The organism is Kerstersia gyiorum, assembly GCF_048595715.1.
Classification (GTDB): Bacteria; Pseudomonadota; Gammaproteobacteria; order Burkholderiales; family Burkholderiaceae_B; genus Kerstersia; species Kerstersia gyiorum.
This window is the reverse complement of sequence record NZ_CP169556.1, coordinates 703,195-729,171: the sequence shown is the minus strand read 5'-3', so window position 1 is coordinate 729,171 and position 25,977 is coordinate 703,195. Positions and strand designations below refer to the sequence as shown.

General features: G+C 60.0%; 20 protein-coding genes. 6 read left to right on the top strand and 14 right to left on the bottom strand.

Annotation, left to right across the window (positions count from 1 at the left end):
• Window positions 1-313: 313 nt before the first annotated feature.
• The 3 genes from ACEW7X_RS03210 to ACEW7X_RS03200 are packed head-to-tail and all read right to left on the bottom strand — an operon-like array spanning window position 314 to window position 2,229.
• Window positions 314-1,537, bottom strand: coding sequence for a HipA domain-containing protein (locus ACEW7X_RS03210; RefSeq protein WP_253104935.1), 1,224 nt, complete (start codon window positions 1,535-1,537; stop codon window positions 314-316).
• Window positions 1,534-1,947 (bottom strand): helix-turn-helix domain-containing protein, encoded by a 414-nt coding sequence (locus ACEW7X_RS03205; RefSeq protein WP_234462217.1) that lies wholly within the window; start codon window positions 1,945-1,947, stop codon window positions 1,534-1,536. The genes ACEW7X_RS03210 and ACEW7X_RS03205 overlap by 4 nt, the downstream gene beginning before the upstream one ends.
• Window positions 1,948-1,989: 42 nt before the next feature.
• Window positions 1,990-2,229: a helix-turn-helix domain-containing protein gene (locus ACEW7X_RS03200; protein ID WP_011806687.1), complete on the bottom strand. Its 240-nt coding sequence runs from the start codon at window positions 2,227-2,229 to the stop codon at window positions 1,990-1,992.
• Window positions 2,230-2,372: 143 nt separating this feature from the next.
• On the opposite strand from ACEW7X_RS03200, the gene ACEW7X_RS03195 reads away from it, so the two are divergent.
• Genes ACEW7X_RS03195 through ACEW7X_RS03175 form a run of 5 tightly spaced genes read left to right on the top strand, consistent with a single transcriptional unit; the run spans window position 2,373 to window position 4,833 of the window.
• Window positions 2,373-3,029, top strand: a complete 657-nt coding sequence (locus tag ACEW7X_RS03195; protein WP_253104932.1) for a hypothetical protein — start codon at window positions 2,373-2,375, stop codon at window positions 3,027-3,029.
• Window positions 3,030-3,064: 35 nt separating this feature from the next.
• Window positions 3,065-3,691 (top strand): hypothetical protein, encoded by a 627-nt coding sequence (locus ACEW7X_RS03190; RefSeq protein WP_420177599.1) that lies wholly within the window; start codon window positions 3,065-3,067, stop codon window positions 3,689-3,691.
• The gene (locus ACEW7X_RS03185; RefSeq protein WP_415359117.1) at window positions 3,688-4,104 is read left to right on the top strand and encodes a hypothetical protein; all 417 of its coding nucleotides are present in this window, start codon (window positions 3,688-3,690) and stop codon (window positions 4,102-4,104) included. The genes ACEW7X_RS03190 and ACEW7X_RS03185 overlap by 4 nt, the downstream gene beginning before the upstream one ends.
• On the top strand, window positions 4,101-4,577 hold the full coding sequence (locus ACEW7X_RS03180; RefSeq protein WP_415359118.1) for a putative molybdenum carrier protein: 477 nt from the start codon (window positions 4,101-4,103) through the stop codon (window positions 4,575-4,577). Before ACEW7X_RS03185 ends, ACEW7X_RS03180 begins: the two co-directional genes overlap by 4 nt.
• Window positions 4,564-4,833 (top strand): hypothetical protein, encoded by a 270-nt coding sequence (locus tag ACEW7X_RS03175; protein WP_415359119.1) that lies wholly within the window; start codon window positions 4,564-4,566, stop codon window positions 4,831-4,833. Before ACEW7X_RS03180 ends, ACEW7X_RS03175 begins: the two co-directional genes overlap by 14 nt.
• Window positions 4,834-4,839: 6 nt before the next feature.
• Here the strand turns inward: ACEW7X_RS03175 and ACEW7X_RS03170 are convergent, their stop codons facing one another.
• Window positions 4,840-6,387, bottom strand: coding sequence for an AAA family ATPase (locus ACEW7X_RS03170; RefSeq protein ID WP_420177598.1), 1,548 nt, complete (start codon window positions 6,385-6,387; stop codon window positions 4,840-4,842).
• A gap of 156 nt (window positions 6,388-6,543) precedes the next feature.
• Here ACEW7X_RS03170 and ACEW7X_RS03165 point away from each other — a divergent pair, with 156 nt between their 5' ends.
• Window positions 6,544-7,254, top strand: a complete 711-nt coding sequence (locus tag ACEW7X_RS03165; protein WP_420177597.1) for a hypothetical protein — start codon at window positions 6,544-6,546, stop codon at window positions 7,252-7,254.
• Here ACEW7X_RS03165 and ACEW7X_RS03160 read toward each other — a convergent pair.
• The 10 genes from ACEW7X_RS03160 to ACEW7X_RS03115 all read right to left on the bottom strand — a co-directional run bounded on the left by ACEW7X_RS03160 (window position 7,240) and on the right by ACEW7X_RS03115 (window position 25,959).
• Window positions 7,240-8,103 carry a DUF7281 domain-containing protein gene (locus tag ACEW7X_RS03160; RefSeq protein ID WP_420177596.1) on the bottom strand — a complete coding sequence of 288 codons (864 nt, stop codon included), beginning with the start codon at window positions 8,101-8,103 and terminating at the stop codon, window positions 7,240-7,242. The two genes, ACEW7X_RS03165 and ACEW7X_RS03160, sit on opposite strands and share 15 nt — an antisense overlap.
• 2 nt (window positions 8,104-8,105) lie before the next feature.
• Window positions 8,106-10,859: a hypothetical protein gene (locus ACEW7X_RS03155; RefSeq protein ID WP_420177595.1), complete on the bottom strand. Its 2,754-nt coding sequence runs from the start codon at window positions 10,857-10,859 to the stop codon at window positions 8,106-8,108.
• Window positions 10,859-11,473, bottom strand: coding sequence for a condensin complex protein MksE (locus tag ACEW7X_RS03150; RefSeq protein ID WP_420177594.1), 615 nt, complete (start codon window positions 11,471-11,473; stop codon window positions 10,859-10,861). Before ACEW7X_RS03150 ends, ACEW7X_RS03155 begins: the two co-directional genes overlap by 1 nt.
• The gene (locus ACEW7X_RS03145; RefSeq protein ID WP_420177593.1) at window positions 11,470-12,729 is read right to left on the bottom strand and encodes a hypothetical protein; all 1,260 of its coding nucleotides are present in this window, start codon (window positions 12,727-12,729) and stop codon (window positions 11,470-11,472) included. The genes ACEW7X_RS03150 and ACEW7X_RS03145 overlap by 4 nt, the downstream gene beginning before the upstream one ends.
• Window positions 12,730-13,176: 447 nt before the next feature.
• The gene (gene brxL / locus ACEW7X_RS03140; protein ID WP_253104065.1) at window positions 13,177-15,270 is read right to left on the bottom strand and encodes a BREX system Lon protease-like protein BrxL; all 2,094 of its coding nucleotides are present in this window, start codon (window positions 15,268-15,270) and stop codon (window positions 13,177-13,179) included.
• Window positions 15,271-15,275: 5 nt separating this feature from the next.
• Window positions 15,276-17,807 (bottom strand): PglZ domain-containing protein, encoded by a 2,532-nt coding sequence (locus ACEW7X_RS03135; RefSeq protein WP_253104068.1) that lies wholly within the window; start codon window positions 17,805-17,807, stop codon window positions 15,276-15,278.
• A 10-nt stretch (window positions 17,808-17,817) separates the two neighbouring features.
• On the bottom strand, window positions 17,818-19,428 hold the full coding sequence (locus tag ACEW7X_RS03130) for a hypothetical protein (RefSeq protein ID WP_420177592.1): 1,611 nt from the start codon (window positions 19,426-19,428) through the stop codon (window positions 17,818-17,820).
• 3 nt (window positions 19,429-19,431) lie between these two features.
• On the bottom strand, window positions 19,432-21,339 hold the full coding sequence (locus ACEW7X_RS03125) for a BREX-1 system adenine-specific DNA-methyltransferase PglX (protein WP_253104074.1): 1,908 nt from the start codon (window positions 21,337-21,339) through the stop codon (window positions 19,432-19,434).
• On the bottom strand, window positions 21,339-23,228 hold the full coding sequence (locus ACEW7X_RS03120) for a BREX-1 system adenine-specific DNA-methyltransferase PglX (RefSeq protein ID WP_253104077.1): 1,890 nt from the start codon (window positions 23,226-23,228) through the stop codon (window positions 21,339-21,341). Before ACEW7X_RS03120 ends, ACEW7X_RS03125 begins: the two co-directional genes overlap by 1 nt.
• Window positions 23,229-23,238: 10 nt before the next feature.
• The gene (locus tag ACEW7X_RS03115; RefSeq protein WP_253104080.1) at window positions 23,239-25,959 is read right to left on the bottom strand and encodes an ATP-binding domain-containing protein; all 2,721 of its coding nucleotides are present in this window, start codon (window positions 25,957-25,959) and stop codon (window positions 23,239-23,241) included.
• Window positions 25,960-25,977: the final 18 nt, after the last annotated feature.

Sequence of the window (25,977 nt, the reverse complement as noted above, 5' to 3'; positions counted from 1 at the left end):
TGCTGCCAGCCCTTCCGTGGCTCCTGCCTACGCTTCCAACTCGAACGGGCCATCCGCCCCCGGCCATCGCTGACCGGCGACACCGCCAGAAAACCTGTGGCCCTGAAGAACCTTGGACATGCCAAGGTTCTTCAGGGCCACAGGGTATGGCTCGGAAAGGCTGCTTAGACGTTGAACAGCGATTGTGACTGCAAGTCATTGAATGAACAGTTAACCATGCTGCTCCATTAAAAAACATACTCATGTTTGTACTCAAGAAACTCAGCATTGAGTATGTTCAACCGTGATCTGGCGCCGTTGCGCCGGCTCGGATTCAGCTTTCCAGGCGCCGGCGACAGGCATCAATGGTGGATTTGATCTGTTGCGCCAGCATCTGCCTGATCGGCGCACGCTCCAACCGCTCACCCAATGAGCTTGCCTGCAGCAACATCCGTTCGATGACCTCTTCCGCCCGTTTCCTTGGGACGCCACCTTCCTCCGCCAGACGCAATAAATGCCGGCGTTCGATGGCAGCACCTTCGCCGCAAACGTCCAGGTGATGCTGGCCCATCGGGCCTTCGCTGAAGGTCAGGTCGAATGCCGGAGCCAGACGCCAGCGCCGGTCAGGCCCGAGACGCCACGCGAAATTCTTGGGATGGTCGTCACGGTTGTGGAAAAGCACATTGAAGACGGCTCGTGCGTAGGCTTTCTCCACTTCGCGCTCGTCGCGCGTCAGGAAACGGGTAGCCCGCAGGAAGGCGGTGTAGTCGGTGGCACCGGGCAGGCGAAAATCCACTTGCAACAATCCAGCCAGACTGTGCACCGGGACGCGTTGCCCTCCCTCCCGGTCGAAGCGCGCGACGCCGAAGGCGGCCAGCTCGGGGCCAAGGTCGAACCAACGACTTTCGGGCACATCCAGTCCGCAATCCCGAGCCAACTCGGCATAGAGCTGCTCGATGACGCAAACCTCCTTGTGTTCGTTCTGCGCCGGGAACTTGACCAGCCAGGGGCTGCCGGGCGCATCCGGACGGGTGCTCACTTGCCCGGTCGTTGCGTCGTACTGCACCAAGGCCTTGGGCCTGGCCCCTTGCGGTGAGCCGCCGGTGAGCGCGAGCTCGCGCAGGGCTGCCCCCGCCTCGCCCGCGAGCGCGAGACGGCTTTGCTCGGCCAGCGCCAGCAAGGACCAGTCGGGCTCGTGGGCGCCGGCGTCGCTTGCCGGAACGAAGCGTAACGCGCCCATGGCGCGCTCACCAATGAAGGCCAGCCGGTCGAGCGGCCCGGGATGGCGCAAGCCGTGTTGACGGAACAGGCGATCCATCAGCAGCAAACCCCAGCCGTCAGGCAGACTGTCGGCGATCAGGCCCGGAAGGCGATGCAAATGGGTCGGAAAACCACCGTAGGCATCCGCACGCAGCTTGAGGTGCAAGGGCGACAGTTCCAAGCCCTGAGACAGAGCTTCGGGAGAATATTCGAAGAGCAGGGATTGACCATCATCGGCCAGGCGTCCCAACGGCCAGTCTTCTCCCCAGCCGCAATAATGCACGGTAAGCAGCTTCATGATGCTCTCTTACGCGGCGCACGCTGGCGGCGGCTCACAAGGTCCACCTGCTCCATCTGGGCGATGGATTGCCGTTTGAGCACGAAGAGATCGTCCAGCGCCTCCAGCAAGCCAAGTGCCTGCGCGACACGGACCAGCGTTTCCAGTGAGCACTGACCGTCGCTTTCGAGTTTGCGCAACGCCCCCAAGGACAGTCCTGCCATTTGCGCCAGTTCACGCTGCGTAAGCGATTGGGCAAGCCGCTGCTCGCGCAGACGAACACCCAGCGCATGCAGGATCTCAGCGGGAGTCGAGAGATTAAAAGTCATTTTTATGACCCTTAACGCGGAAAAAATTGCGTAAGTGCCATTGTAGTGGACTTTACTTATTCTTGAAAGCAGATGGCTGCGATAGCTGCCGCGAGCGATCATGCGGTGACCATCGTAACGCTACGATAACGTAGCGTTACGATGTTACGGTGCAGGCTCCTGTCCAGCCGCCGGCGCCTCCAGCAGTACGGAAGGCTCCACCCCCAGCGCCTCGGCCAGCTTGAAGATGTTGAGCAGCGCGATGTTGCGCTGGCCGCGCTCAACCCCACCCAAATAGCTACGGGCTAAGCCACTCTCCAGTGCCAGGCGTTCTTGCGACCACCCTCTGGTCTTTCTGATTTCTATCAGCTTCAAGCCGAAGCGTAGTCGGGGATCAAGGGCCATATCTCTCTCTTTTCAAAAAGAAAGAATCTATGAGTGCCCGCCATATAAGACCACGCTCTATATGGGCACGCGCTATGAGTGACAAATCAGTCTTTCACCCACTAAAATGGCCTCTATGAGTAACAAAATTGAGGTGATGGCCTATGGCAAGCGTCTGGAAGACTGCTGGGATGGGAGCGGCTGCGGGGCTGGCTGTTCCGGTGGCTGGGCTTTCAGGGCTCGCTGCCGCTGGTTTTGCACTGATTCTTGTACTGGCGATGTTCGGCGTGGGGCCTGCGCGCCTGTCACAGACATCGCTTTGGGGACTGTTGACCAGTGAGCTGATGCTCTATCTGCTGATTTCGCTGGCGATCTTCATGCTGTCCTTCCGCTTTCTGGCGCGCTTGCAGGCCCGCTGTCAGGCACTTGTAGCCAAGCTCAACGCTCAGCAGGGGCTGTCATTCGATGCTGGACATCTCTTGGGCTACCCCGCGCCGGCCTTTCTGGTGTTTGACCGGCAGCATCGCAAACTGGCTGTCTGCTCAATCGTGGATGAAGCCTGGCGTATCCACGACTTCTCCTGGCTGCTTGGGTGGCGGATGACCTGGCGCGAGGTCGAGAGCATGGAGATGAACGGCGGTAGCCGTCAGGTCAACGCCAGTGGCATGAGCGTGCCGACCTTCGAGCGCACGGTGCGCGCCAAGGACTTCGCCATCGAGCTGCAAACCGCCGACCCGCAACGACCGCTGCTCAGTTTTCCCATGAGCCGTCGGGCGGCGGAAACCTGGTGTGCCCGGCTCAATGCCCTCTTCAACGGATAACCTCGCGAGGAACTGCGATGAAACACTACCGGAGCTTGCTGCTTCTGCCTTTTGTATTGACAGGTTGTGCCACAACCGACATGCAGGCGGCGCTGGATTCCCTGAACGGACTGGGACACTCCATTGGAACCAGTCTGTCGCAAGCGGCTACGCCCGCAAGCGCGGCAACCCGCAACAGCTTGCTGGGCACTCCACTGCATAACGCCTTGCGCCAGAATCCGTCTACCGACGGTCGCGCGCCGGAGTGGCCCAAGGTGGTGATCAGCAATCTGCAAATTCCGGCTGATCAGATGACGCTGACCCGCAGCCTCACGCTCAAAGCCAGCGATTGCATTCGCTTTGACGCCGTGCTCTGGCACGACGCCAAGCGCTCCGAGCGCTTCAGCAATCTGTCGCTTTGCGCGCCGGAGCTGCCGAAACAGTCAAACAACTTCGTGCTGACCTGGAAGAGCTTTTCCATCTCCGGCAAGACCAGCGGTCAGGTTCGCAGCGACGGGCCAACCCCACCGTACAGCAAGCTGCCCAGCGACCCGGCGATGGAGCGCTGGCTGATGAATCAGTTCGGCCTTTACTATGTCGGTTCGTTGCTGACGCTGGTCGGCTATGACCCCAACTTCACGGTCGATGACCGCCGCTTCTGGATCAGGAACATCAAGGGATGAAAGCGTTGCTACTGGCAGCCATGCCGGTGGTGCTGATGGATGGCACTGCCCCAGACCTCAACCACTGGTTGCGGATCGAGCCAGCCATCGTCGCCGCCGTGGAATGCCGTCAAGCCTTGCCGTTGCACGTACTGGACGGCATTGCGCCCAATGCTCCCGGCAGTTGGTCGCTGACGCCGGAACGCAGCTTCACGGTATTCGGCCTGCCGGTGAAGCGGATCGAGCTGTTCATCGACCCGGATGGTGATCTGGGTGCAAGCTATACAGCGGTTATTGAAAAGCGCAGCCTGGAACAGGTGCGCAAGCAACTGACACTTGCCGGGCAGCGCGGACGCATCGGCCAGCTATCGGCCGATCAGCCCGGCGCAGAGGTTCAAGTGAGTTGCACGGTCGCCGCAACGGGGCAAGGGTGAAAATTCAGCGCATCCTCTCCGGCGGCCAAACCGGCGTAGACCGGGCGGCGCTGGATTTCGCCATTGCCCGGCAGATTCCGCACGGCGGCTGGTGCCCGGCAGGCCGACGGGCCGCTGATGGCGTACTGGATGCTTGCTACCAGTTGATGGAGACCGAATCCAGCGGCTACCGCCAGCGCACCAAACGCAATGTGCTGGACTCTGATGCAACGCTGATCATTTACCGAGGCAGGCTGGAAGGCGGCAGCCTGCTTACTCGCGACCTGGCGACGGGACACGGCAAGCCGCTGCTACTGTGCGATTTGCATGCCCCTACAGAAGAGCTGTTGGCGGCATGGCAAGACTGGTTGGTTAGCCATCCCATCGCTATTCTCAACATTGCTGGCCCGAGTGAAGCACGCAACCCCGGTATTTACGTGCAGACGAGCACGCTACTGGATCTTTTCTGGAGCACGGAACATGAGCCGATCTGATACCCGCTGCGCGACACCTTATATCTACTCGGGTGAGTTGCAGATTCGCCCCGAAGTAGATGCCGCGCTGGCTGCGCTGAAAGACAAACCATACACCGCCATCCCTAGCTGGAAAAATGACGGAACCTGGGAGCTATGGACAGTGGAAGGCGACGGCGAAACCGAGCCCTGCATCATCAGCGGCCCATCGACAACCTATGCCAGCGAGGCCGATGCACTGGCCGCCGGTGCGGCCTGGCTATCCGGACAACGCTGAGCAACCTCAATTCCAGCCCTCGCTGACAAAGCCAACGCCACGGCGACTGATCTCGACCAGCGGTCTGATGTCTTGCACCTGCACGAGTCCTCGGCCATCACGAGCCGCCGAACCCAAGGCCCGCTGCAGAACCAGACGCACACTGCGCGGCGGCAAGGCTTGCAGACGGGACAGGACATCATCATCCAGTCGCTCGGCAAAGGCCTTGCCCCAGCTCGCCTCGTCGCGGAGGCGGCTGTAAATCGACTGCTCGATGCTTCTGACCTGCTCCGGCTTGGGCGGTTGGATGTGCAACACCGTCAGCCGTGAGCGCAGCGGCCCTGGAATCGCTTCCAGCTCATTCGCGGTAGCCATCCAATTCACATGACTGGCGTCGATGGCAAAGTCGCGGATCGACAGGTCGATGAAATTCCGCGCACTGCGCGGTTCCAGCAAGGTATAGAGCGCGGCCAGCGGGTCGTATTGCGGTCGGCCGTTACTGGCCTTGTCCAGTTCATCGAGCACCACCACCGGGTTGGCCAGTGGCTGGTAGGCCAGCAGCTCAAAGAGCTGGCCTGGCTCGGAATTGCTCCAGAACGATTCGGAACCTGCGAGCGGCGAACTTGATTGCGTACTTGCCATGTCGAAGACCCGAAACGGTAGCACGAGCTGATCGGCCAGCCAGCGTGCCGCCTCGGTTTTGCCGATGCCCGCCGGACCGACCAGCAACACGGCAGGCCAGGACACGCGGCTATCGCCCAGGCTGGACAGGGCAAAGTGGTCCCGTAGCAGCTCGGCCAGTTCATGGAAGTTTGGAAAGGCCTGCGCGAACTCATCCAGAAGGACTTTCCAGTCCGGGGGCAGAAGGCCCAGTTGGCGGCTACCATGGCCCGCCCGCTTGATCCGCTCCGTCATCGCCTGCGCGCGCTTGAACTTGTCGTCGCCTTTCGGTCGGTGGCGATCCACAAACGCCTCCAGACCTGCTTCATCGAGAAAGACGATGCTCGGTGATGGCGCTGCTTTGGCGGTTTCGGTCGACTGCCCCTGAACTTCCTCCGGTTTGGTTTTGCTCGGGATGGGCTCATCTTCAACCGCCATGGCGGCGCGAACATCTTCGGTCGTCACCTTGCCCAGGTCGCGCACCACCTGCTGTACCCCCTGTTCGACGATGAGCTGGCGGCTGCGGCGCACTTCTTCGGCAAACAATCCCTGGATGCCGCCATGTTGCGGGCAGCGTTGCGGACGGATGCCGTCCCCGACAACCTGTACACCGCAAACGGGGCATTTTTGCAGCGAAAGGTGCTTGGTTTGGGCAATCAGATCGAACACTGCTGCTGCACGTTCGCTGTGGCGTCGCGGCGGTTGGTAATGAATGGCCAGGCGATCCCGGTTGCAACTCACTGACAGTGAGCCCTTGCGTGCGAGCACTGTGGGCGGCAGCAGGCATTCCACCTGGGCAAACAGATGTGCCACCACGGTCAGATGCCCCGGCGCGGGTTCGACGATCTGCCGGACAAGCCAGGGATGCTGCTCCTTGAGCGCAGTAATGGCAGCTTCGTATTCCCGCAGGCGCAACGGACGGACTTGCTTTGGCTTGCGCATGATGGCCCCCCAAATAGCCTAACTATAAATTACTATAACAGCGATTTGCGCGAATCGCCAAACTCCGCACGCTCGTCTTGTCGGCTAATAAGCCTTATAGTGATTTACAGTGAATTCGCAGAGCCCGATATGCCAACCCTTACCAACGAACAATTGCCAGGCTTTGCCGCCGCCTTGATACGACTGCGCGGGGAAACGCTGGGGCGGATCGCCGAAGCCACCGGTATCCGCACTGCTAACCTCTCGGTCTGGCTGCGTGGCAAGGAGCAGGTGATCTCCGCCAAACGACTAGTCGGCCTGTTGCACCACCTCGGTATGGAAGGCGGTCGCCTGCGTTCCGACGTGTTGCACCAGTGGCAGGATCGTGGGGCACTGGATGACAGCAGGCTCGTGCTAAGCCTGCTGCTGGCCAACACGCAGCCGGTGTGGTTGTTTCAGGATGAGCAGCCGGGGCTTATCAAGACGCGCTTTCTGTTGGCTGGCGATGTGCTGATCCGCATGGAGATCGAGCCGGGCGTCGATCAAGCCCTAGATTTGGCGACAGTCGTCAGGGTGGATCGTGTCATCACCATGCCTGCGGCATTGGCCGGGGTGCCAATCGACTCGCTGGCATCTGCGCGCAACGTCCTCTTGGCGCTGGCGGAGCAGACCGCAGCGGACGTGGGTGACGAAGAACTGCTGGAAGGGCTGATGTTCCGTCTGACCGAAACATTAGGCAGTAATGTCTCTTCAGCGCAGGGCTGGCAACAACTGGAGCAGGCGCTGAGGCGGTCCCTAGAGGCTGGCCTGGCCCCAGGTGACATTGCGAGCTTACTCAAAGGGCACCTACAGAACAGATAGCCAGACCGCTTCTTGTTCGAGCGCCAGTCCGGATTGGCGCATTTGTTCGGTTAGCGGGCCCAGATAATCAGGCAACTGCAGAACAGCACTGGTGAACTCCCGAAGCGTATCCTGCCATAGCCGCTGGCTACCATAGCGTGCCAGTTTGCTTTGCCAGTCGGGCATCAGCCAGCATTCGCAAGTGTCACCAAGCTGCGCAAAGAGTCGCGCGAAATTGGCCAGCCCCACACCGTCATAGTCTGGGAACAGTACGACACGGCTTGCACGCGGGCGCTGCCCCAGCCAAGCGAGAAGCCGGCCATCAAGCTGTCCGCCGTAGTACAGCAGGGTGGCTTGCGTTCCTACTGGCAGCCAATCCGTGCGGTCAAACAGCGCCTGGTTCTCCACCAGCCAGAGCGGCTGCCCGCTTTGCCAGGTGTCGCCAGTTTCAATGCGCAGGCTGGCAGCCCCGAAGTGGTGCGTGAGCTGGCTGAGTGGCAGCTCGCTCCCGTGTTCGCCTTGCCGCCAGAGAACCTTTTCGCCAACGGCCTTGAGCAAGGGGTAGTAGCACTCATGCTGATGATTGCGCGCTTTGCTGTCGCGCGCATGGGCGATGTGTTGCGCCCGCAGCGGCAGGTCGTCCGTGGCCAGCATCCCGACTTGGGGGGAGAGTGCGCTCAGATGGATATCGAATAGTCGCGGATCGCTGACACGGTAAACATCACCGCGCCCCTGACGCTGGCAGATTACCGCTCCTGTCTGCCGGGCAAAGCGATCCAGAGCGCTGCGCTGAGCGGCGGTGAAATAGCTGGCCGGCAGGGCTTGTTGGCCATGCAGTTTGAGCAAGGCTGCGCGCAGGGTTCGATCCATACTCAGGCATCCAGCGGTTCGATGACCTGCCAGCTATGGCGGCTGATCTGGTTGCTGCCGTTGCGCGTGTGAATCGGCACGCAGTAGCGCACGGTCGTCAGCGGCGCGGGCGAGGCAAAAATCAACGAGAAGCCGAACTCCGCCGCCGTGTCGATCAGGCTGCGCTGATTGCGGGCGTCCAGGGCCAGTGCCTCGTCCAGGTAGCAGATGCCCTGGATGGGGCGACGCTGATCCTGCATCAGATGCAGCATCGCCAGCCCCGTCACCAGTTTGGCCATCAGCACGGTGCCATTGGAGGCGGCACTGTCGAGGTCATCGAAGGCTTCCGGCTCGCGGTCTGCCTTGCCGACCCAGAAGCGCAGGCGAAACAGGTCGGCCACGCGCAGGCCGTGGCGGGCATTGCCCTCTTCGATCAGCAGGGTCTTGGCGCGATTGAGTTGATCATCGTCGAGTACGCTCTGCTGGTTGAACAGCTCGAAGGTTTCGCCACTGTCCACCGTGGCAGCGGTATTGATCAGCAGCTCGATGGCCTCGACCAGAATGGCTTCGTCTTCGGGTTCGATCTTGAATACTGCCAGATCGGAAAGTTGCCGGCCGCTGATCTTGCGGTTGAACTCGCGCATCCGGCGCTTGAAAGCAAACAGGCCGTCGCGCAGTTCGCGCAGGCAGGCGGCCACATTCACCACCGCCGAGCGCACTTTCTTTTCCAGGGCTTCGGCTTCCTGCGGCAGGTGATGGGCGAATTCAACGAGACGAACAATCTCGCTTTCCGGTTCGCCGACAAACTGATACTTGGTCAATCCGCCGCTATGGATTTCACCCAGCAGATGGCGGATCTGCTCATCCAGCTCCAGCAACTGGCGGCAGTCGACCTGATAGGTCTGCAGTCGCTCAGCCAGTTGCTCCAGCGCGAACTCGGGCTGGGCCAACCAAGGGCTGTGCGGCAGGTCGGCCAGCCAGGTGAAGGGGCCTTCGTGGTCGATTCGCTGATGACGGCGTTGCTCGATCTGCCGATGTTGCTGCTGCAAGGCTGCCAAATCCTGTTGCCGCTGCTGCCGCTGCTGATCCAGTGCGCGGTGCCGCTCTGCTGACTGGGCCAGACTGGCGCCGAGTTCGGCGAGCTTTTTCGCCAGTGTCTGCAGCCGCTCCTCGCGCTCGGCCTCGCTTTGCCGCAAGTCCTGCATGTGCGCGTAGTCCCGCAACTCGGCATCCAGTTCGGCTAGTTGCTGCTCCAGCGCTTGGCGTTGCTGTTTGACGTTTTCCAGAGCCAGGGCGGTGGCCAATTGTTCTTGCAGCTGAGTCTGCTGTTGCTGCAACTCCTGCTGCAATTCGCCAAGTTCTACCAGGGTGCGTTGCTGATGCTGTGGCGACAAGGCTTCCAGCCGCAGTTGCAGGCCAGGTAAATTGAGTTGCCAGCCATTGGTATCGGCCAAAGCTGCAAGCAGTGCCTTGTCGTCGAGTTGAAAGTCCTCTGTGCCCAAGGTCAGCACCGGCTTGGCCAGCACCTTGTTCAGCGCGTTGAGTTGTTCCGAAGATACGACACTGGCCAGTTGCTGATAGAGGTTCTGCCCCTGGGTACGCAACTCCTGCGCCAGCTGCGCGGATTCCCGTTCGATCCGTGCCAGCTCGCGCTCGATGGCCGCTGGCGTGCGGCTCTGTGCCTGGCCGATCCGTACCACCAGCGCATCCCGTTGTTCCTGCAGCTCGCGGCGGCGCGCCTCCAACAGGGCGCGGTCGGGGATCAAGGCAAAACGCTGCTGCAACGCGCGCAACTGTTCGCTTTGTTGGCGGAGCTGCTTTTGTTCCAGTTCGCACTCTTTTTTCTCGCCAGCCGACTGCATATCCTGTTCGCGCAGGCGCTGCAGCTCAGCATCGCACTGCGCCAACTCATGCTGCAAGGTTTGCTGGCGGGTCTCGTAATGCTGTTGCCACTGACCCAGTGCCGTGTCGATCAAGGGGCGCCAGCACAGCAATTTGCCGCGCAACACCAAGCGGGCCTCCTGCTTCTGTTCCAGTTCGCCCAGAGTGGCTTGCAGCCGCACAGCGGCCAGGTACTGGCTGCGCTCGGCGTTGAGGTCGGCAAACGCCTTGTCCCATTCCGCCTTGAAGTCGATGCTGGCATCCGGCAGATCGCGCCGGAAAATCTGCAGCAGATAGTCTTTCACCTCGCTGGAGCGCAGTTTGTCCAGGCGCAGCGTGCGGGTCAGCACCCTCTGAAAAACGCTGGCATCACTGGCGTGCTCCAGCCGGAAAACGCAGAAATCCTGCTGGCTGGCGAGCTTGCGGCTGCGTCCGCCATAGATCATGTCGGCGAATTCGCTGCTGCTGTAGCTGAACACCCTGCGTTCGTGGCTCGCCAGATGGCTGGCCAGTTGCGGTTGTGCCACCAAGGTGCCATCCGGCAGGCAGAACTCCTCGACCTTCAGCGGCCCGGCATAGGCGAAATACTCGTACTCGAAGCTCACCCCTTTGCCCACGCAACCCAGCACGACGGTGCCGGACTCCGGCAGCGACACCTCCAGCAGCACATAGGCGCTGTTGTTGGGGAAATAGAAGCGCCGGCTCTTGTCCACATCGTGGGCACCAAAATCCATACGGCGGCGGTCGATGATCAGCAGAAACTGCAGGGCATTGATCAGACTGGTCTTGCCGGTATTGTTGGGCGCCACCAGAGAGACCGCACCATCGAGCGGCAGCTCGGCGCGCGAGTAGCCGGCGCTGCCCAGCAGGACCAGACGTTGGAAGCCGTACTGCATCAGGTGTTCTCCTCGTCGTCTGGTGCATCCGCAGTCCAGTCTTCCGCTGCAGGCGTGCTCTCTTCGTCGCCATCGGTCTTGGCTGTCAACGCCAGGCTTTCGAAATGATCGAGGTAACGGCATACAGCGGGCAGCAGTCGCCAGCCCGCCGGCTCTGCCATGGCAAAGCCCAGGTTGCAGGCGCGGCCCAGCAGCTCCACCAGGGCGTCGGGGTTGAGGCCCTCGGCATCCAGCAGGTCTTGCTGTTGCTTGTAGACCTCGGCCAGCCAGGCGCTGTCGATCAGCCAATCGGTAAAGCGCTGCAGGGCCTTGCCGGCGTTGGCCTGGGCATCGAAGATCACCATGAACAGCAAGGCCAGCTGGCGGCTGATTTTGCCGATGTTGCTGTTGGCGTCACTGTTGTGAAACCAGGCAAAGCCCCTGGCATCCAGGCGCAGCTCGAACCCCAGCGCGGCAAACAAGCCGACATAGCTGGCCTCATGCTGTTCCAGCTCCGCCCACAGCGCGGGCTCGGCTATTCGATTCAGGTGTTTGCCGGAGAGAAACAGGCGGAACAGCTCGGCCAATGCCGGCATTTGCGACAGAGCGGCTGCCAGAGCGTGTGGGATCGTCATTGCGGGATACTCACGCGGTGAGGGTGATGCAGGACGCGAATCGTCTGCAGCGTGGTTTTTTCAGGCTGGCTGGCTGCCTCGAACTGCCAGCCGGGCTCATGTTGCAGATCATGGAACAGGCGCAGCAGGGTGGCATCCTGCAGGTGGGCGTAATGGCGGTGCAGCCAATCGAGCAGATTTTCCACCGGCAGGCTGCGGGCCAGATGCGCACGAATAGCGGCTTCGTCCACCTGCTCCAGCAAGGGAGCGTCATCGCCAGGCTCATCCTTCGGAAAGGCCACCGCCTGCGGCTGGTATTGGTGCGCGGCAGCCATGACCGCCCGTACCTCATCGCCCAATTGCAATTTGAAACCGCGCTCATTGCGCCAGACGGGGAGTGCGGTCTCATCCGCCGGGCGCGACAGTGCGCGACGCAGGCCGCGTTTGCGCACCTGCCCCAACAGCAAGCTGATGGCACTGGTCAGTGCGTTGTGCTGACGCAGCTCTTCGCGCAGGGGCAGCAGTGTATCGGCGCACTGTTGCGCAACCAGCCGGCCAAAGCGCCGCAGCTCCTTGGCCTGGTGCGCCACCTGACGCAACTGCAGGCGATGCGAGTAGAGCGCACCCTGTACCGACAATTGCTCTAGGCTCAAGTCGAGCGCACGCTCCGCTTCTTCCAGATAGCGGTAGAAAGTGCCCTGCGAGCCGCTGTCCATCATCTGGTTCATCGGCTCCACATAATGATCGTAGGCTTCCAGCACCTGGCGATAGCGCTGGCTGATCGGCATGCTGCTGTCGGCGCTTTTGGCGTTTTCCGCCAGCTCAAAGAGCGCGTGCCGGTCCTGATCGAGCTGCAGGCTGATCTGGCGGAAGAGTTCTGCCAGCTTGTTGGCGGCCCCGCGCACGCGATCCATGTCGGCCCCGAGCATCCCTTCATTGAGTGCTTCGGTGGCTTCACGGATGGCCGCAACACGAGCCTGCAGTACGGCAGCCAGGCCCAGCTCATGTTCACGGGTGAGGCCGCGCACGAACTCCAGCACATAGGCATTGAGCTGCAGATCGCTGCTGCGCGGCAAGGTTTGCAGGATGTCCGCATTGACCAGGGCACGCAGTACCGCGCCCTGCGTTTCGGCATCCCGTTGCCCGGATACCTTGGCAATGCCGTTCAATACCTGATCGCTGGTCAGCACGGCAAACTCGCGCGACAGCCGCACCAAAAGCTCCACGGCGTCCCAATGGGTGTAAAGCGCGTAGACCAGCGAGCGAGGGTTGGCCATGTCAGTTCAGTCTCCCACCACCGAGCAGGCATGCCCTGTGCGGCATGCTCTCACCCGCCAGCCGCACAGGGCGGCAACCCGGCGCATGGCCGCAGCGGGGTTTCATAAGGTGCAGGCTGGACGCATCGACCATTCGTTGTCCCCACGCAGCCGCGCCCGATTTCTGGCGAAATCGAGCCCAGCGGCCACATTCTTTGTGCTCTCGAGAGCCAGCACAAAGAATCTGCTCATCGTGCTGGGGACAAGCGACTCTCGGGCTGCGTCCCGGCCGGAATGTGTCAGGCATGGTGGCAACACTGTGTGCACAAAGTGGCGTCAATGTGGTGAACAGCGTGGCAACATTGTGTTGAACATGGCGGCAGCATTGTGGCGACATGCTTATTCGCCAGAGAACACTATCACCGCGAGACGGTGTTTTGCAGACGAACTGATCCTGCATCTTCGGTTTTATTCTCGAAAAATATCCACCTTCGTTTCCAGGCACTTGCGCAAGCTCAGATCATTCGCGCCCACCTCGAACCAACCTCCGGGCTTCTGGAAGAAATCCAGCCCCCGGCCAATCTTGATCACCCAGCCGTTGTCGATACGAATCTCTCGGTCGTGCATGTTCGGGTTCAACTTCACTTCCAGCTCGACATCCAATTCCAGCAAACTCTGCTTTAGCTCATCGAGCTTCTCAGCGATATCAGCCAACTGGGTCTTGTCGTCGTAGCCGGTGATTAGGCTGATCTTCTTCACGGTGCCAGCCTTCAGTACCGTCTCGCAGAAGCGCACGAAGTTCTGAATCTGGTGCTGTAGCCGGATGTACGGGTCTTCGATGACGACGGACTTCGCGCCTTGCAGGTAGGGGCCGAGGATCGACTCATAGCTGTACCCGGTATCGCCATAGAGGATGGTGAAGTGCTGTTCCTTGAGCTCGACCGATGACGGAGCAACCACCGTTGGTGCCGGAGCAGGCTGTACCGGCGCCACTGGAGGTTCCACTGCTGCAGCAGGCGCCGGCTGGGCGACGGGCTGCACTTCGACTGCCTCAGCAGGCTGGCCATCCGCCTGGCTCAAACGACGACGAGCCGGTTCTTGCGTCGCGGGCGCATCCTTCGACTCCGGGCAGAAGACCACCACTTCCTCACCGCTGGCCTTGAAGTAGGACAGGTTGATGCGCGCAAACTCGTCATCCGGCTTGCGCTTGTTCATCTGCTCTTTGACACGACGGCGGCATTCCGTCGCATAGGCCACGTATTCCTCGAACTCTTCGTCGGTCGGTGGCCCATTCGGATGCAAGACCTTCAAGAAAGCGCAGACGGTTTTCTTGATGCCTTTCTCGTCACGCCCCTCAATCGACTTACCGAGCCGGATGCGCTTGCTAACTTCTTCGTAGCGGTTCGTGTGCTTGAACTGGTAATGGAAGGCCTCGGCCAGGTAATCGGTGATGAATCCGTAATTACTGGTCAGGAACTCGCTGCTGTTCTTGGGCATTTCCCAGCCCGGGATGTACGCGGCGAAGCGGTCCATCACGGCCAGGTCGAGCTCTGGTGGCAAGGGCTGAAACAGGTCGTGCTCGTTGGAATTGACCACCTGCTGCACAGACACATCGATGTTGCCGACAAAACTCAGGCTGGCATCGGCAATGACTTCGGCGCCGCGCGAAAAGCGACCATTGGCCATGAAGTCTTTCATAATCTGGATGGTGTCCGGATCGCGCACTTTGATCCCGCCAACCTCGTCAAAGGCAACCGTGTCCCAGAAGCCAACCAAGCCCACCTTGCGGCGCGCGTTGTTGTAGAACAGCGTGGCCTTGGTTGCCTGACCGCCCGAGATCAAAGTGGCGTAGGGCGAGAACTCACTGAAGAAATAGGACTTGCCCGTGCCACGTGGCCCCAGCTCGATGTAGTTGTAGTTGGGCTCCACCAGCGCAGCCAACCTGGCGATGAAATGCATCTGCACGCGTTTCGAGAGCTTGCTTGGTTCCAATCCCACAGAGCGCAACACGGCCGCGAGCCACTCATCACGCGTGAACGCCCCGCGCCCCTCTGCATAGCGGTCGAAGTCGAAACGGGTCAGCTGGATCGGCCGCAGGTCCTCGATAGAAAACGCATAGTCGTCTTCATCAATGTCGTTGTGCGCCAGGGTGACTTCGGCCCAAATTCCGCCTTCCAGCAGACGATCGTTATCCCGGTAGAACTTCTCGGCAATGGCGATGCGTTGCGAGTTGAAGTTCTCCAACGCAGCCCAATGGCGTTTTTCCTTTTCGACATAGCGAACATGAACCTTGTCGATGAAGCGGTGCTTACCTTTGGTGGCAACTTTGGACTGTGCAGCGTTGGCCTCATCGGGCCGCACGTAGTTCTCCTGCAGCGACGACAACACCGCCTCCATGCCTGCGTCCATCTCTGCCTGGTCATTGCTGGCGCAATATTTGGCAAGCAGAAACTCGAGAACGAACGTGGGGACGTTGGTGCCTTTCTTGATCCGATGCAGCAGGTCCTTACGAAGTACCTTGCCGTCGAATGTGGCGTTTAATTTTTGGTCGAGTTCGTCCATAGGGCTCATTCCGTATAGTCGGTTTCGAGCGCCAGACTGCTGTAGGCAGCCAGGGTTGTCGGGTTAAGCGCCTTGACCGAGAACTTGCCTCTGAAATCCTCATCCATTCGCAATGCAATCTGTTTGCGTTGGTTCGGCAGCAAAGTTACGGTTCTTGTCGCAGGGTTCACATCCCCACCGGGGCGAGGCTCGCCTACGACGTTGCCTTTGCTGTCCTGGGCCTCAAGCAAAATTTCTACGCTCATGTCCTGTGTGAACATGTCGTCTGATACCAAGGTCACCTCAATCACTGGCAAGAGTGTCGTGATGCGCTTGGCGCCATTTTTGTAGCTCAGCTCCACTACTACCTTGCCCAATTCAGCATGGGCAGCAGAATCCAGCCGTGCCACCAGAACCGGCACAATTGCCTCCGCCAAAGATGCCCCACCGTGAAAATACAGGTGCCCCGAGCGATAGGGAGCCATGCTGCGCGGTAGTGCCACTTGCGTGAAATCACCGCGAATGCCGACCTTTTCGGCGCTGACGACCAGGCTGTGACCATCTGCCGTGCCGTCGCCCAGCATCATGCGGTCATGGGCATTCACCGGCCATTTCCCCTGCGGTTTCACGCACACATCGCCAGCCTCTGCTTGCGCGTTCAGGAAGAAGCCGTGGTCGGTCACGATGACCGCCTCTTTGAAGCCCATGCCACGCAGCTTATGCAGTGCCACGCGGATCAGCTTGAGTGTGCCGGGGATCAAGCCCAGCGTCGTTTCCGGGTTGCTTTCCAGTTGACTATCGATTTCCGTAGAGCGCAGTACCAGCAGGTCGACGGTTTCGGCAATCTTCGGCTTACCGCGAACAAAGTCGTTCAGCGGCATTTCCGCGAACCGATCGCCATACCGCTTGGCCAGCACATTCATGCGCTGCGGGACGTTGCTCACCGGCGCACCCGCCAGCTTGGGCACCAGTGAATCGTTCTCCAGCGACAGGGTCAGCCCCGTGCGGGCGCCAGGCAGCAAGCTCGCCATGCCCACCAGCGTGATGGTCGGCAGCTGCGCATAGGCCGCTTGCAGCTCGACGGGACCGTCTTCCGCCAGCAGCTTTTCGAGGGCCACGCCCAACTCGTAACGCAGGGCGTCCACCATCAGGTAGGCCACTTTGCGTCCGCTTTCCTTGAGTCGATCAGCTACCAGCCGATCAAAGGCATCGGCATTGGCCAGGCGCCCAGTCGGCGGCCATCCCGTAGTCTCGACGTGCTTCACGAACACGCCCTGGACCTTTTCGGCCAGGCGCCGATAGCGCGCTCGAGCCTGGCTGATCACTTCATGCATCAAGCCGTGCTGGTCGAGGAAGTCGCCTGCGGCTTGCTCAAACTCGCGCTGCAAGCGATCTGCTTCACGCAGACTGCCCAGGTAGAAGTCAATCAGCTCCGCCTGAGAGCGGGCGTGATCTGGCAACTGGCGCTCAAAGTCTTCGCAGGCCTCCACCAGACTCAGCCCGGAGCGCACCAACTCCCACTGCGCCTGGCTTTCGCCCTTGCCCAGCCACACAGAACTCTTGTGGCGGGTCAGCACCCGGCGTGTGGCATCGGTGTCGCCGGTGACGATTCCCTTGATCGCCGTGCGCAGAAAGGTCCGCTCCTCGAAGGGAAAGGTATCGCGCTCGCCCAGGTCTTCAATCGCCCCGCACAGATCGGTTAGGTTGAGCTCCGCCTCGATGGCTTCCGCGCGCTCGATGTACACCCCGCGTGATTTCGGGTCGCTGCGCAGCCGGTCGCACACATCCTCGACGATAGGCCTGGCTTCCATCGGTGCGTGCGGCACCCCCTTCAAGGTGTCTGGCAATGCCACCGGCAAATCAAACACGAACTCGCTGAACAGCACGTAGCGCCACAGCTCATCCGCCAGGGCGGACCAGGTCTTGCCGCGCGTTTTCACGCTCAGGCCCAGAGTGGCTCGGAGGAAATCACGCGCCTCTTGCACCCAGCCTTCCTGCCCCTTGAGTGCCTCGGATTGACTGGCACTCGGGGCCAGCAGTGCGGCCAGAATCTCGCGGCCCGACTCCACCCGCAATGTGGCGCGCAACTGGGGCCAACTCACACCGCCGCCAATGGCGTCGATCACGGAGAAGGCCGGCCCTAGAGGGTTGTCCGAGAATAATCGGCGGATCTCGGTGGCATAGTCTGGGCGTGCCTTCAAGCAAATGCTCAGGTAATCGTCTCCATCATCCTCTTTGGGAAATACAGCACCACATGAAACATAGAGGGCAAACGGATCATTCTGCTTCTGCTCATCGGTTTCCGGGCGCTTGGCAGGCACGTAGATCAACACACCTTCCAGCGGCGCCTTGGGCTGTCCCACCTCACGCAGTGCTTGCAGCGCCGCCTCGCGACTTTCGATGCTGCTCTCAGACGCATCTACCACCCGCACCTTGTCAGCCGCCAAGTCGAAACACAGCTCGCGGTAGCGCTTGTCGGCGTCATACACCACCAAGGCGCCAGCTTGCTTCAGACGCGGCCGCAGTACGCTTTCTCGAATGAATTCGGCAATACTCAAAGCGTCCCCCTCAGAAATCCAGATGCTTACCGCAGTGACCAATGATGATCTTCTTCTCAGCAGCAACCCACTCAAAATGAATTCGCAAAGTTTCAGCCAAGCTATCTTTGACACCGTGCTTCAGGTGCTTTTCCATGATGAAATCCCGCCCTCGATAGGAGAAAGTGCGGCGGCGCTTGCCTTCCACGCTCAGAGCGCTGCCCTCGTTATTGGAGTAGGCGTTATGCCCAAATGCAGATTTGGCATGTTGCTCTCCTTTCCCATCAGCAAGCTGCTGCCAGTAGTCTGTGGCCAGTTTCTTCAACAACTCAAATGCCTTTTCGCCTTGCCGAAAACCGCCTCGGTCGGACTCCCTGGCAGAACTCCTTGAAGTCTCCAGGAAAACAATTCGATCCGCATACAAAGCAGAAAGCAAATCAACAACCTGCTGCAAACTCGGGCTGCCATCGAGAACCGCCACAACATTTTCACGCAGAGGGCCAATGACCTCAGCGAGGTTGGTCGGTTCGGCATCATTCGATTGAATACCGCTTAATGCGTGCTTGAGGCTGGCAACATCCGCCGCAAGGCTTCTCGCTTCATCATCCTTTGCCTGATAGTCGGCTTGAAGACTGGAAAGCTCCTCATCCTTGGCCTTCAGCTCACGGTCTGCCTCTTCCAGTAAAGCGATGTACTCGCCCAGTTGCTGGGAGCGCTCATCTGCCTTGGATTGCTGGATCGTCCGTGTCAGTTGGGCACGAAGCGCTGCTTGTGCAACCTTTTCTGGCGAAATATGCCGCCATGACAAAGGCAGGTTGGTTCGATGGGTGATAGCCGCCAACACTTCGGATTCAACAGGCCGGCCATCTGCAAGAAACTCAGAAATATCCTCCGGGTCCAGTCGCACATTTTCATAAAAGTGCTCACGCTCTCCTTGGCGGCCTGGAAACACGATCTTTATTGCGCCGCCAAATGCGATGAAGCGGCGACCCACCGCATCTTCAATAGCAAAGGTATCCTCATCTTCTGGAATGCAGACCACGTCAGCCAAACCGACCAGGACGGAACGCAGCCGCTCCGGATCTACTGGGTATCCTTCGTCAGGTTTGGCGCTCAAGATCGCAATCGGATAGGTTCTTTCCGCACGTTCAACTTCATGCAAAAAGGCTGGAGCACTTTCTTGCGTTAACTGCTTGACCTTCAAGCCAGGCGTGTGGCCAAGAGGGGTGCAGAAGCGGATAAGCTGCTCGACCAGCTTCGGACGTGTTACCTGAATTGGAGCGGTAACGCGCGCGCTCACCTCATCCGTTTTCAATAGCAAGGAGCACTCAACGGGTTCATCGACAGCCTTCTGATACAGACCAATTTCAGTCGTCCAGCGCCGACCTGAAGTTTTGTCGTCAGGATGGCTGAGCCGTGCCGAGAACCAAAACGGATAGGCTCTGCAATTGTCAGCAAGTAATGTCGCACGGGACGTCAGCGTACTGCCGTCCCTGAGCCTCAATTCACGAATGCCGACTGCAAGCCGCTGTGCATCGACAGAGCTTCTTGAACGACGGCCAACCCATCTGGCCACGAATTGAATGATTTGATCCGGGCCATGTTCGGGCTCGAACAGAAAACTGTTGACGTAGACCAGCATGTCTCACTCCTCTTTTTTCTTTCTGCCGCGCGCCTTCTTCGGCGCTGCTTCGGGCTCGATGTACAAATCTTCTAGGCCGTGCGCGATGGCGAGCGACTTGTCGGTCTTGCACTTCTCGCGCACGCGCTCCGGCCAGTAGTTCATGGCCAGGTGCGCCCAGTCGTAGTCGCCTTTTTCCAGCTTCGCCCAGGTGTCCTTGAGCACCTTCTGCCAGGGCTTGTGACGGAACAGCGGCCACAGCGGTGCGGCGCTAATCTGCACGCCATCGTCGTGGTTGGGTTTGTAGGTTGGCGCGAGCTTGAGCAAAGTGTCGCGCAGCTCCATCAACTCCAGTTCGAAGGCCTGCAGTGCCTCAAACTGTCTCTCGTCATCGCGCGTGCGGGCCGAACCCTTGTTGCGCAGCGCCGTCACGTCAGCGCCGACCTGTTTGAGCTTGGGCTCAACGAAGTCGTTGATAGCGGTGTACAGCGTCTGGCTGGTGAGGCTGGGGTAATAGACCCATAGCGTGTAGCCGCCAGAGGTCGTAGAGAGTGGCCAGTAAATGGGCGCTTTGCGGCGGCTCTTGGAATAGCGCTGCAGATGGAAGGCGAAGAAGTCGCGTTGCAGCCAGCGGCGCACATCTTCCGGCACCGCGACATCCACGCGGGCCAACACCTCTTCGACCAGACGCGCGAGGTCATGTGGATGCCCTTGGTCGTCGACCAAGATGCCAGAGTGCGTATGAAACGGCGCCGTACCTTCGGGCAACATACCAGGGCTCTTGGCCGGTAGTGGATCGAAGGGATCAGGGGCCGATGGTGCCTTACGTTCGCCAGTGGCTAGGCGCCAATCAAAACGGCCAAAAGAGCAGCCGGCGGCCCACGAAAGCAGCGTTGACTCAGCATCAGCAGGCAGACTGATTACATCATCTTCGTCCTCTTTGTCGCTACTTGCATCGTCTGAGGCATCAATGACAATCTGAGAGATGGCCTCGCGGTCTTTTTCAGTAAAGCCATAAATATCAAAGGCGATCAAATCAATATCAGCTTGAATACGACTCAGATCCAGCTCGGCGCTTAACGTGGAAGACTCGAAAACGCGTGTCCGCAAAGCAGCGGGCAATAAAAACGCGTGTGACGTCTCTTCGACAGTGTCCATGACGTATCGGAGGGACCAAGCCTCTTTCGCAAGTTGCGCAAGCGCATCTCGGACGTCGCCTCTTAAATCTGGCGCTGGCGTCTTTTGAATAATCCCAACTTCAAACGATCTCGCAGTTGAGTCCGCAGCGTTAAGCCTGGTGCCAACCAACGCTTTAAAGGGCGTTGAGTTCATCAAAGCGCAGTTGGCGAGCAGGTGCTTCGCGCTGTTCTCTAAATCAAAGGCGGCAGGACCTTTGCCGGTGAACACACAACCGGATGGCATCACCCTCGGGCCAAATTCCTGTGTCCGACTTGGCCAAGTAATTCCTGGCCTGAAGAAGAAGTCTACCGAGGCAGGCTTTTCTAGAGGTCTATGCTCTGTTCCGATAAATCCAAGGTACGTCTCACGCTGAGGATTCCAAGCCACAACCAAGTGAACGTCATAATAGAACGGGCTGTAGCTTCCCCCCTTTGCAATCGGTCGCCAGGAGAGATTCGGCCTTCGGGATGGATTAATCTCCCACCAGGTGCGGATATAGCGCTTATCGTCGCCAGCGGGATTTGTGATGCATGCATTAGTCCGACCGGTGCTAAATGCGGGAAAAGCTGTAAATGCATTTCGGATATTCTTGGTTACCCAGTAGGCAAAGGATGACCCAGGGATATCTGAAAAATCTTCTGGAGCAACTTCGTAGAAGCTATTTCTTGTCTCTCCATGTCGAAAGGAATTCACGGCGGCAAAAAGCGCTTGTTGTTTATCCTGGTCAGCGAGCAGGCGTATGAATAGAGTCATTATTGTTTCTCCAACACGTATGCTGCTGCTTCCACCATGGCGTCATCCATGACCCCATGACCGAGATCTATCATGACCGCTGGGCGCGCCATATTGAGGACAATTTCTTCTCGCCACTGCTGGTAGCTGGATAGGAAAAAACAGGTCCTAGAGGTTATGGACCCTAGTCGGCCTCCAGCCCTCAGCAAACCAAGACCTCGCTCGACAAAGATTGTGAGCAAATCGTTTCTCGATCGTGGGTATGCAGAAACAAGCGCACTTTTGACCCCGAGACTAGGCTCTCCAAATGGAGGATTCATAACCACCACGTCGAACACTTCACGGCACAGGTCGATGAGCCGCAGTCCTTGCAGGGCATCCTGTGCAAAAAGGCGTCCCTGATATGTTGACTTGGCTGCCTGAGCGAACTCGGTGAGTGCCGTGCGCAAACGCGCCTCCGCCTGCTGCCAGTTCTCCTGCTCCTGCGCAGCAAACAGGCCGGTACCTTTGCCCACATAAACCTGGCGGATCAAGTGAGGCAGCTCGCGCTCGACCTGGAGCAGAACACCCAGCTCCGGCAGACCCTTGAGCATTTGTAGGGTCTTCTCGAACAGCTCGGCGTCGCGCTGATCGAGGTTGGCCACGAACTGCTGGCGCAGCTCACGTTCCGCCGGCGGCGCAATGGCGGCGACCACATGACCCCTCCCGATCAGCGGGCGGTCTTTGGCCTTCACCCCGGCATCGTGCCAGGCGCGCTGGGCCCGCAGCCACAGCGCCAGCGAGGCGATTTGCGCGGCGCGCGGGTCGATATCCACGCCGTAGATGTTGTGTTCGATGATCAGACGCGGGACGTCGCGCAGAAATGCCGCCTCGTCCTCGTAGGTCTGGCTTAATGGTTTGAACGCAGCCTGTGGCTGGGTGGAAACATCCAACGAGCCAGGGCCATGTTGCTGCTCCCAGGCCCAGGCTTCACGGTAAATCTCGGCGAACAGATCGAAGGCATAGAGGCCAAAGTGCATGGAGCCGCAGGCTGGGTCCAGGAGCTTGAGGGTGCGCGGGTCACGCAGCTTGGTAGCGGCTTGCGGCATTTCGTCCGGCTTCACCAGCAGGTATTGGCAGCGCTCGCGCAGGCCGGTGGCCCCGCCCGTGGCGTTGAACCAGAGTCGCCCGAGGGTGTTGTCCACCAGGAACTCAACCACATAGCGCGGCGTGAAGAACTGGTTGCGTACCGCCAGTTCTCGGCTGTTGCGCGGTGCCTGACTGGCATCGCGCATCGCCTTACGCTCTTCCTTGGAGTTGAAGTACTGGTAGATCCAGCCGATGGTTTCATCTTCGCTCCACAGCGGGGCGATGTCGGCATCGTTGATCAGGTTCAGCACTTGCAACAGCGCCGCCTCGCGCGGGAAAAGCCGGCCCTGCGGTGAGTAGCGGTCGAACAGGCCCGGCAGGTCTTGCGCGAGCTCATCGAACACGCTGAACAGATACACGCGATAGGCATCGCCGGTTTCGCCCAGACCGGTGCCGGCCAAGCGCGCGTAGAGTTGGAAGCCCTTGGCCTGGAAACCGTTGCCCACTGATTCGACCAGCAGGCCACGCGCCTCGGCCATGCGCAGCGCCGCCAGTCGGTTGAGCACGGTGAAGGCCTGCTCACGCACGATCCGATCCAGCCCTTGGGTGGCGTTCATGTCGCCACTGGCGGTGTAGTGCGCCAGGGTGTCGCGCAGGATGCGGGCGGTTTCGCGCTGCGCATCGTTGATGTGGCGCAGGCTGGCCAGCTCCGCCACAGTGCCCGCGTTCGGGTCCATGCCGTAGTCGTTCTGCAGCTGGCGGGTGAATTCCTCTTCCAGCACGCGGCGCGCATCGTTGACGAAGCGCTGCAGACGGTTTCTTGTTGTTTGGTCGAAGGCCATCAATCGATTCCTATTGTTCTGTGACCGCTTGGAGTGATTCGGGCGCTTGCCAGTCCTGGCCAAAGTGAGAGCGCAGGCTCTCGATGGCGGGTGGCAAGGCGCCGTTGCAGGTCACGCCCAGGTAAGTGGCCGCACGCGTGGTGCCCACGTACAGATATTTGTCGAAAAGCGCTGGATGCAGCGCGGCGAGCTGGTCGATGCCTACGAAGAACACCGCTTCGAACTCCAGCCCCTTGATGTGCTGGATGTCGAAGACGCGCACGTTGCTTTCCTGGCCGACCGCCTGACCCTCGCGGCAGGCAATGACCTGGATGTTGTGTTCGGACAGGGCTTCGTTCAGCGCCTCAGCCACCGGTGCCACATCGTCTTCGGCATTCACAAAGATGGCGGTGGACGGCAGCTGGCCGACGAAACGCTCTATTTCTCGGATGCGGTCTGCCAGCCAACTGACAACGATTGCTGTGTCCGTTGCGTGCTCCAGGAGCGCGGGCGCTACGCCACCACTGTCCACATGCGCAGGCAAGCTGACGTTCTGCTCGGTGCCGCCGACAGTGCGAATCATGGCGCGAGCCAGATCGTTCAGTTGCTTGCTCTGCCGGTAGGAGACAGTGATCTCCTTGATGTCGAAGTCGGCAAAGATCCACTTCATTTCGTCGGCGGATCGCGCACCCCAGGTGGTCAGACGTTGATTGAAGTCGCCGCAGGCAAAGAACGAGCGCAGCCGTGGATGCGCCAGGGCGGCCATGCAGGCCAGCTGGATAGGCGAAAAGTCGGTCGCTTCATCCACCAAAACCTGGTTGCGGTAGTGCCCCAGGATGGGCTGGAGTGCCGACCAAGCGGGGCTGTCGATATCGCGCTGCACGTTGGGCCGGCTGATCAAGTCGCCTGCGGCGCGCAGGATGGCGAGCAGCACAATGTCCAGTTCGAGCGGATGGATATCGCGGGCTTCGAAGCCTTCGTTGCGATACCAGCTCCCGGCTTGCTGGCGTTCGCGCCGGAACGCGCGGTAGCGCTTGGGAATGCCGTCGAGATAGCGCTTGACCGGGTTCACGAAGCGGCGCGCGTTGGTTTGCACCAGTAGGCTCGCACCCACCTCCGCGCGATCGGTTTCCGTCAGGCCGCGATCGGCCAGCCACTCGATGATTTTGCCGTTACGCGACGTCTTGCTGACCGTACGCTTTGAGGCTGCAGATCGGGCTTGGGCTCTCACCGCTTGCATGTAAGCGGTGAGAGCGGCGGCACGACCGGTGCGCGGTGCTGTGGTGTCTTCTTCCTCATCAGCATCAAGCTCGTCTTGTTCGTCGGCATCGGTGGTCTGGGCTTGCTGCAGGCCGTCGATGAAGCGCGCCAACTCATCAAGGAACGCCCGATTGCGATTGAGCTGGAGGTTGAGCGCTGCCTTGATCTTGCCGTCAGAAGCTTCTTTCAGGCTGGCGACGAGCGCCTGTACTTTGGGGAGCTCGGCTGCTAGCGATGCGAAGGTGGACGCCAGCGCGCCATCGCTTGCTTGCGTCAGGATGCTGTGCAGCCGCTCGCCCAAGCTCTGGACTTCTGGCGCCTTGGCTTCGCGGAGCATGTTGGCGGCTTCATGCAGCTCTTGCACGTAGGCGTTGCGCTGCCACGTGTTGAAGTCGTCGAACCACTGAATCGGGCGATCCAGTGCCTCTGCGTTCAGGCTTGGCAGGCTGTCTTTCAGGACAAAGGTGCCGCCGCCCGACGCGGTTCTGAGGACGCCAAAAGCGTTCCTGGCCAACTCTCGGCGGTAGTCCTGCCAGGTTCTGATGCGCAGATCGGAGGCGGGAACGCCCTCACGAGCAAAAGCCTCCTTGAGGTACTGCTTGAGCAATTCGGTGGGCGTGAACATCAGCCAACTGTTGGCGTGCGCGACGCCCTGGGCAGTGGCCACCATTTCAACCAGACGTTGTTCGTCTTCTTCCAGGAAGGCGGTGTCGAGCTTTTGGCCAAGGCGGCGGATCAAGGTCGTCGTCTTACCGGTACCTGGCGGGCCAAGAATCAGCAAGCGCTTATCGAGGGGAAGACGGAAGATCTCATCCTGGTACTGATCCAGAACAGGCTGATCGCGCAGCCCCATCTTGGTGATGACGCTGCGGCGCACGCCGTCGATGATGTTGGCCTTGACGGTTTCTTCAGCCAGCAGTTGACCCAAAAGGTCTTCGGTGACTTCTTCTCCGGCAACCTCAGTCAGTAGCGCTCGCAGCGACTCGATAGTGAGTGGGCCGAAATGCTCGGCTTCCACCACGGTATCGCGCGAATCCCAGCCGTCTGCCAGTGCGGCGGGCCTGAGTTGGGCGCGCTCCAAGACCTCGACAACGGTGCCATTGGGAAGGGTGAATTCAGCCCCGATCGCCAAAGATGCCAAGCGCCCGACTGGGGCGCGGTAACTGGCCAGATTCTGGAAACCCGAAACCGGCGTGGTTCGGCAGATGTAATAGGTGCGCTCTTTGCCTTCCTCATCCACAACGACGACACGGGCGATCGCAGGCTCAGCCGCCAAGATCTGATAGCTCTGTCGATTGGCCTGGCTGATCTGCTCCAATTTCTGGATGGCCGAACTGGATGTCATCGTATTGACGCTCGCCAAGGCATCTGAGCCCAGCGCTCGCCCATCGTCCAGATTGCGTTTTGCAGCTGTAGCGATGCTGTCGAGCTGGGTGAGCGCCTCGCCAGCGACCTGCTCGATGTGTTGCCTAGATTCAGTAGTCAGCTCCATGCTTAGCTCCCATCCGTT